Consider the following 6,573-nt stretch of genomic DNA (forward strand, 5'->3'; position numbering starts at 1 on the left):
TCCTCGCGTAAATTCTCACTGATCGCTTGCCGACGAAAGCGAGGTCGCGTTGGCCAAAAGTCCGCGTCGGATGACGTGATGCCGGGCAGGGCCACCGTTGCGCCGAGCGTCGCGCAATACCTCGGAAGGCCTCGATTTAGATAATAGCGCCAGATGGGAGACGAGCGTTCAGCGCGCTCACCTCGCTCTCGATTGTCTCCAGCCGGGCTAACGTCTTGGCGATAGCCGTCGCGGCCTCGGCGGCAGCCGGGCCACAGAAGAGGCGTTGAACGTGAAGTGTTCCGCAGACTCGATGCGATTCTGCCGTCGGAGGCTGGGCTCGCGTCGAACACCTCGTCGATCTCGGTAACAACACTAAGCGCGAGTCCCGGAGCAACGGCGTGCCCGCTTCGTCGGCACGCATTTCTTCTCAACAGTGTCGCGTATGCGGCTCGTCGAGTTTATTGCCGCCGCGGACACCGATCCTGCCTACGCTGACGCGGCGGCGGACGCGTTGACGGCGATCGGCAAGAAGCCCCGATCCGCGTCAAGGATGTGGTCGGCTTCGCGGTGAACCGCCTGCTGCACGCGCTGGAAATCGAATCGATCCGCCTCGTCGAAGAAGGCGTCTGCACCGCTGCCGAAATTGATACCGCCTGCAAGCTCGGCCTTGGCCATCCGATCGGCCCTTTCAGCTGATGGACAACACGCAGAACTCGCTGTCGCTTAGCGTGCGGGAGATTCTGTACCAAGCCGATGGCGAACGTTCCTGCCGTGTCGCCTGCTGCGCCAACTCGTCGCGGCCGGGTACAACGGTCGCAAGGCTGGGCGCGGATGGGGCCGCTATGGCAAAGACGGGAAGTGCATCTTAATCGATGACTACGATCGAGCCCGTGAGGGCGTGATGGGCGAAGGCGGCTTCCTGAGAGTAGCTGCGCTCGTTCGGGTAGATGCTCGCGCAGGCCCTTACTGGACAATTCCGGACCGCGCGATCATGGTTACGGCCAACGGCCGCGGTCATGAAGGCCGGCAAGGGAGAAACTCATGGAATTCAGGACGTTGGGCGTCGCGCTATGCGCGGCCTTTTTTGTCGCTCCCGCTTTCGCGGACGATACGGTCAAAATCGGCTACATCGACCCGCTCTCGGGCGGCGGCGCGTCGATCGGTGCAATCGGACTGAAGACCTTCCAATACCTTGCGGACGAGCTCAACGCCACCGGCGGCCTGAACGGTCAGAAGGTCGAGATCGTCGCGCTCGACAACAAGACCAACCCGCAGGAGAGCCTGATCCAGGCGCAGAAGGCCGCCGATCAGGGCGTCCGCTTCATCACCCAGGGCAACGGCTCATCGGTCGCCGCGGCGCTGACGGACTGGGTGTCGAAATACAACGACCGCAATCCCGGTAAGGAGATCCTCTATTTCAATTACGCGGCGGTCGATCCCATTCTGACCAACGACAAATGCTCGTACTGGCATTTCCGCTGGGACGCCAATTCCGACATCAAGATGGCGGCGCTTACGGCCTTCATGAAGACCCTGCCGGATATCAAGAAAGTCTACCTCATCAACCAGGACTATTCCTTCGGCCAGTCGGTGCGTTCGACCGCGCGGGCCATGCTTAAGGAGAAGCGGCCCGACATCGAGATCGTCGGCGACGAGGTCCATCCCCTTCTGAAGGTCACCGATTTCTCGCCCTACATCGCCAAGATCAAGGCGTCCGGCGCCGACAGCGTCATCACCGGCAACTGGGGCCAAGACATCGCGCTCCTTCTGAAAGCCGCCGCCGACGCCGGTCTTCAGGCGAACTGGTACACCTATTACGCCGGCGGCGCCGGCGCCCCGACCGCGATCAAGCAGACCGGCCTCTCGCACCGCGTCTTCGCCATCACCGAAGGCGTTCCCAACGCCGCGACTCCGGAGGCGCAAGCATGGGAGGCGGCGTTTCGCGCCAAGGAGGGCGTCACGCTGTTCTACCCCCGCGCGGTCAATGAAATGCGGATGCTCGCCAAGGCGGTGGTAGAGGCCAAGTCGACCGACGCGAAGGCCGTCGCCGAAAAGCTGGAGGGCATGAAGGCCCAGGTGTTCGACGGTGGTGACGGCTTCATGCGCGCGGACGACCACCAGTTCTTCCAGCCCATGTACATCAGCAGCTTCGGCGTCCTGGACCCGGGCGCAAAGTTCGACGAGGAAGGTACCGGCTGGGGCTGGAAGCTGGTCGGCGCCGTCAAGCCGGAGGACACGGTCCTTCCGACCACCTGCAAGTTGGAGCGGCCCTGAGGCGAGGCCGGGCCGGAGCCGCAAGATCTCCGGCGCGCAACGCGGGTTGGCGCGAAACGTCGCGTCCATCTCTCGAAGGGGTCGGCGTCCAATGCTGGAGATCGTCGCATTCTCGACGCTGAACGGCGTCCTCTATGGCATGCTGCTCTTCATGCTGGCGAGCGGGCTCACGCTCGTGTTCAGCATGATGGGCGTCCTCAACTTTGCCCATGTGAGCTTCTACATGCTCGGCGCCTACTTCGGCTTCGAGATCGAGCGGCGCGTCGGCTTTTGGCCGGGATTCGTCATCGCGCCGATCGCCGTCGGCGCGATCGGCGCGGCGGTCGAGCGATTTGGTCTCAGGCGGCTGCACCGGCTCGGCCATGTCTCCGAGCTGCTGTTCACCTTCGGGCTGGCGTTCGTCATCGAGCAAATTGTTGAGATGATCTGGGGCAAGCTGCCCGTCGACTATCGCGTGCCTCCGTCGCTCGACTTCGTCGCCTTTCGCCTGTTCGACACCACCTACCCGGCCTATAAGATCTTCATGCTGCTGACGGCGGTGGCGATGTTCGCGGCGCTGTTCGTGGTCCTGAAACGGACGCGGATCGGCCTCGTCATCCAGGCGGCCCTGACGCATCCCGACATGGTCGCCATGCTCGGCCATGACGTGCCGCGCATCTTCATGCTCGTGTTCGGCGCCGGCGCCGCGCTCGCGGGCCTCGCCGGCGTCATCGCCGGTCCTGCGCTGGTGACGCAGCCGACGATGGCGGCCCTCCTCGGCCCGATCCTGTTCGTCGTCATCGTCGTGGGCGGCCTCGGCTCGCTCTCCGGCGCCTTCATCGCGTCGCTGCTGATCGGCCTCGTCCAGACTTTCGCCGTGGCGATGAACGGCTCGCTCGCCGCCATCTTCGGTCCCGTCGCGCCGCCCTATCTCGGCGACCTCTGGCAGGTGACGGTCGCGCAGCTCGCGCCGATCATTCCGTATCTCCTGCTCGTGGTCATCTTGATGGTCCGACCCACCGGCCTCATGGGAACGCGGGAATCGTGAAGCCGTCGGTCCGATTTCTCTGGCCCTGGCTGGCGCTCGCCGCAGCGTTCCTGCTCGCCCCTCTGGTCTTCTCGTCGCCGACGGCGCTGACGATGGAATCGGTCATGGGGATCATGATCATCTTCGCGCTGTCCTACAACATGCTGCTCGGACAGACGGGCCTCCTGTCGTTCGGCCACGCCGTCTATTACGGCTTAGGCGGGTTCGTCGCGATCCACGCGATGAACGCCGTCATCCACGATAAGCTCGGCGTGCCGGTGGTTGTCATTCCGATGGTCGGCGGACTGGCCGGCCTCGCCTTCGGCGCCCTGTTCGGCCTCGTTTCGACGCGTCGCGCGGGGCTCGTCTTTTCGATGATCTCGCTCGGCGTCGGGGAACTCGTGTCGTCGAGCTCGTTCATCTTGCGCACGTTCTTTGGCGGCGAAGAGGGGATCACAACCAATCGCGCCAAGCTCGCGCCGCTGCTCGGACTGAAGTTCGGACCGCAGATCCAGGTCTACTGGCTGATCGCGATCTGGTGCTTCCTTTGCATTGCCGCGATGTACGCCCTGACGCGCACGCCATTCGGACGCGTCTGCAACGCGGTGCGAGACAACCCCGAGCGCGTGCAATATATCGGCTATTCGGCCCGGCGCATTCGCCTCATCGCCTTCAGCTTCGCCGCGTTTTTCGCCGGGATCGCGGGCGGCCTCGCGGCGATCAACTTCGAAATCATGAACGCGCAGCAGCTCGGGGCGCAGCAGTCGGCTGTCGTGCTCCTGATGGCCTATATCGGCGGGGTCGGGTATTTCGTCGGCCCCATCCTCGGCGCCATCATCGTCACCTTGCTGCAGATCAATCTTTCCGACGTAACGACCGCCTGGCAGCTTTATTTCGGCCTTCTTTTCATCGCCGTTGTGTCCTTCGCCCCAAGCGGCGTCGCCGGATGGCTGTTTCGCCATTGGGAGGCGACGCGCTCCGGCGAGTTCCGTCGTCTGGCGCCCGCCTACGCGATTGTCGCGCCCGGCCTCATCGCCGGACTGATTGGCGCGGTGATGCTGATCGAACTCGCCAATCGCCAAATGGCGCTGGCCCGCAGCGAGGGCTCGGCGATGAATCTCTTCGGCTTCGCGGTCGACGCGTCCTCGATCGCGCCCTGGGCGGCGGCGCTCGTGCTGTTTGCCGGCGGCGCGGCGGCGACGTGGGTTCTCTGGCCGAAGGTCGACGACGCCTGGGGTTTCGTCAACAAGGGGCTGCGCGCGAGGGGCCGCGCATGAATCCCGCTCTCGAACTGATCGACGTCACCAAGGATTTCGGTCTCGCGCAGATCATCCGCGGCGTCTCGCTCGAGGTTGGGACGGGCGAACGTCATGCGATCATCGGCCCTAACGGCGCGGGCAAGTCGACCCTGTTTCATCTCATCAGCGGCCGCATCGGGCGGACATCCGGCGAGATCAGGCTCGACGGCCGGCGCATCGACGGCCTCGAGCCGTTCGAGATTTACCGGCGCGGCCTGGCGCGCAGCTTCCAGATCACCAACATCTTTCCCAAGCTTTCGGTCTACGAGAACCTGCGGTGTGCGACCCTCTGGTCTCTTGGCTACGGATACGCCTTCTGGCGGTCGATCGACCGCCTTCGCGACGCGCGCGAAAGGACGGAATGGTTGATGGAGCAGATCGGACTGACCGCGCGGCGCGATGTGCAGGCCGGCGTGCTCAGCTACGCCGAGCAGCGCTCGCTCGAAATCGGCGTCACGGTCGCCGGCAGCGCGAAAGTGATCCTGCTCGACGAGCCGACCGCCGGGATGAACGCGAGCGAGAGCGCGCAGGCGGTCGCGCTGATCCGCAAGGTGAGCGAAGGCCGGACGCTGATCATGGTCGAGCACGACATGGGGGTCGTCTTCGGTCTCGCTGACCGGATTTCCGTGCTGGTCTACGGCCGGGTTGTCGCCAGCGACACGCCCGAGCGGATTCGAGAGAACGCCGAGGTCCAGGAAGCCTATCTCGGGCAGGCGGTGGGCCCATGACGTCGCCGCTGCTCGAGGTCGCCGGTCTCAACGCCTACTACGGCAAGAGCCATATCCTGCACGGCGTCACGTTCCGGATCGACGAAAACGAAATCGTCAGTCTTCTCGGGCGCAACGGCGTCGGCCGCTCGACGACGATCAAGGCGGTGATGGGCGACGTCCGCCCGAAGGGCTCCATCCGTTTCAAGGGCAAGGAGATCGCGGGCCTGAAGCCGCACGAGACGGCGCGTCGTGGCCTCGGCTATGTCCCGGAAACGCGCGACATTTTTCCCGGGCTGACGGTCCGGCAGAATCTAATGCTCGGCGAAAAGCCTGGCAAGGCGAACGGCCGCTGGACGATGGCCGACATGTTCCGCATCTTTCCGCGGCTCGAGGAGCGCGCGGACACGCCCGGCGGCGTGCTCTCGGGCGGCGAGCAGAAGATGCTGGCGATCTGCCGGACGCTGATGGGCGACCCGGATCTGATCATGGTCGACGAGCCGACCGAGGGCCTTTCGCCGATGATGGTCGAGCATGTCGGACGTCTCCTAATGGAGATCTCCCGCCGCGGCGTCGCGATCCTGCTGGTCGAGCAGAAACTGACGATCGCGTTCAAGATCAGCCACAGGCTTTATGTGATGGGCCACGGCAAGATCGTCTACGAAGGGACGCCCGCCGCCCTTATGGCGGCGACCGACGTTCGCAAGGAATGGCTGGAGGTTTGACGGCCGCAGCGCGCCGTCGAACATAAGGGATTCACGCATGTTGGCGGATTTCCCAGCCCTCGTGTTGCGCCTCGGGTCGACCTGACGCGCTCAAGGAGTCTTTCAGGGACGGTCGCTCCTGGCGCAATGCTCCCACAGGGCCGGCGACCGCATTCAGGGGACTGTCTATGATTGGTTCGAGCGGATCGAACGCGGATTGTACGGGCTGACCTCGTCCGCTCAGGTCGCCCTCGTCACATGGGCCGATCATGTTTCCGTCGAGGCGAGCGCCAGGTTTGGCGGAAGCCCCAACGAAGTTGACCGCCCCAGCCCCGATCATCACGATGCCGAGCGCGATCGGGAGCCAGACCGCGATGAGTTTTCCTACCTGCATGGAAGCTCCTCCTCTTGTTGTTGGCAGCTGGACCGGCTGCATTACGACGGCTGGCCAAGCGGCGGCACGGCGCCGACCTGGCTGAAGATGTCTAGTGTGTTGAGCTCGTCCCAGTGCTCGACAAAACGTCCGTCCTTGACCAGCCAAATATCGATCGAGCGCATGGCAAAGGCGTTGCCCGTCGCGGGATAGCCGAAAAAGTTCCCAG

At 64.2% G+C, this 6,573-nt stretch carries 9 protein-coding genes; 8 read left to right on the forward strand and 1 reads right to left on the reverse strand.

The features are described from left to right. Positions 1–276: 276 nt before the first annotated feature. The 8 genes from ACLP25_RS12755 to ACLP25_RS12790 all read left to right on the forward strand — a co-directional run bounded on the left by ACLP25_RS12755 (position 277) and on the right by ACLP25_RS12790 (position 5,992). Positions 277–477: a hypothetical protein gene (locus tag ACLP25_RS12755; RefSeq protein ID WP_442469564.1), complete on the forward strand. Its 201-nt coding sequence runs from the start codon at positions 277–279 to the stop codon at positions 475–477. Beyond that, positions 425–553 carry a hypothetical protein gene (locus ACLP25_RS12760; RefSeq protein ID WP_442469565.1) on the forward strand — a complete coding sequence of 43 codons (129 nt, stop codon included), beginning with the start codon at positions 425–427 and terminating at the stop codon, positions 551–553. Before ACLP25_RS12755 ends, ACLP25_RS12760 begins: the two co-directional genes overlap by 53 nt. Continuing rightward, the gene (locus ACLP25_RS12765) at positions 550–678 is read left to right on the forward strand and encodes a 3-hydroxyacyl-CoA dehydrogenase family protein (protein WP_442469570.1); all 129 of its coding nucleotides are present in this window, start codon (positions 550–552) and stop codon (positions 676–678) included. The genes ACLP25_RS12760 and ACLP25_RS12765 overlap by 4 nt, the downstream gene beginning before the upstream one ends. Before the next feature lie 345 nt (positions 679–1,023). After that, positions 1,024–2,256, forward strand: a complete 1,233-nt coding sequence (locus ACLP25_RS12770; RefSeq protein ID WP_442469566.1) for a branched-chain amino acid ABC transporter substrate-binding protein — start codon at positions 1,024–1,026, stop codon at positions 2,254–2,256. A 91-nt stretch (positions 2,257–2,347) separates the two neighbouring features. Continuing rightward, positions 2,348–3,283, forward strand: a complete 936-nt coding sequence (locus ACLP25_RS12775) for a branched-chain amino acid ABC transporter permease (RefSeq protein WP_442469567.1) — start codon at positions 2,348–2,350, stop codon at positions 3,281–3,283. Then, the gene (locus tag ACLP25_RS12780; protein WP_442469568.1) at positions 3,280–4,539 is read left to right on the forward strand and encodes a branched-chain amino acid ABC transporter permease; all 1,260 of its coding nucleotides are present in this window, start codon (positions 3,280–3,282) and stop codon (positions 4,537–4,539) included. Before ACLP25_RS12775 ends, ACLP25_RS12780 begins: the two co-directional genes overlap by 4 nt. After that, positions 4,536–5,288 (forward strand): ABC transporter ATP-binding protein, encoded by a 753-nt coding sequence (locus tag ACLP25_RS12785; RefSeq protein ID WP_442469569.1) that lies wholly within the window; start codon positions 4,536–4,538, stop codon positions 5,286–5,288. The genes ACLP25_RS12780 and ACLP25_RS12785 overlap by 4 nt, the downstream gene beginning before the upstream one ends. Positions 5,289–5,296: 8 nt before the next feature. Next, a complete protein-coding gene (locus tag ACLP25_RS12790; protein ID WP_442469571.1) occupies positions 5,297–5,992 on the forward strand; it encodes an ABC transporter ATP-binding protein in 696 nt (231 codons plus the stop codon). Between the two features lie 414 nt (positions 5,993–6,406). On the opposite strand, the gene ACLP25_RS12795 is transcribed toward ACLP25_RS12790, so the two are convergent. Then, positions 6,407–6,573, reverse strand: a 167-nt coding sequence (locus ACLP25_RS12795) for an ester cyclase (protein WP_442469572.1), incomplete at its 5' end; no start/stop codon positions are given.

It is taken from the genome of Roseiarcus sp. (assembly GCF_052145395.1).
Lineage (GTDB): Bacteria > Pseudomonadota > Alphaproteobacteria > Rhizobiales > Beijerinckiaceae > Roseiarcus.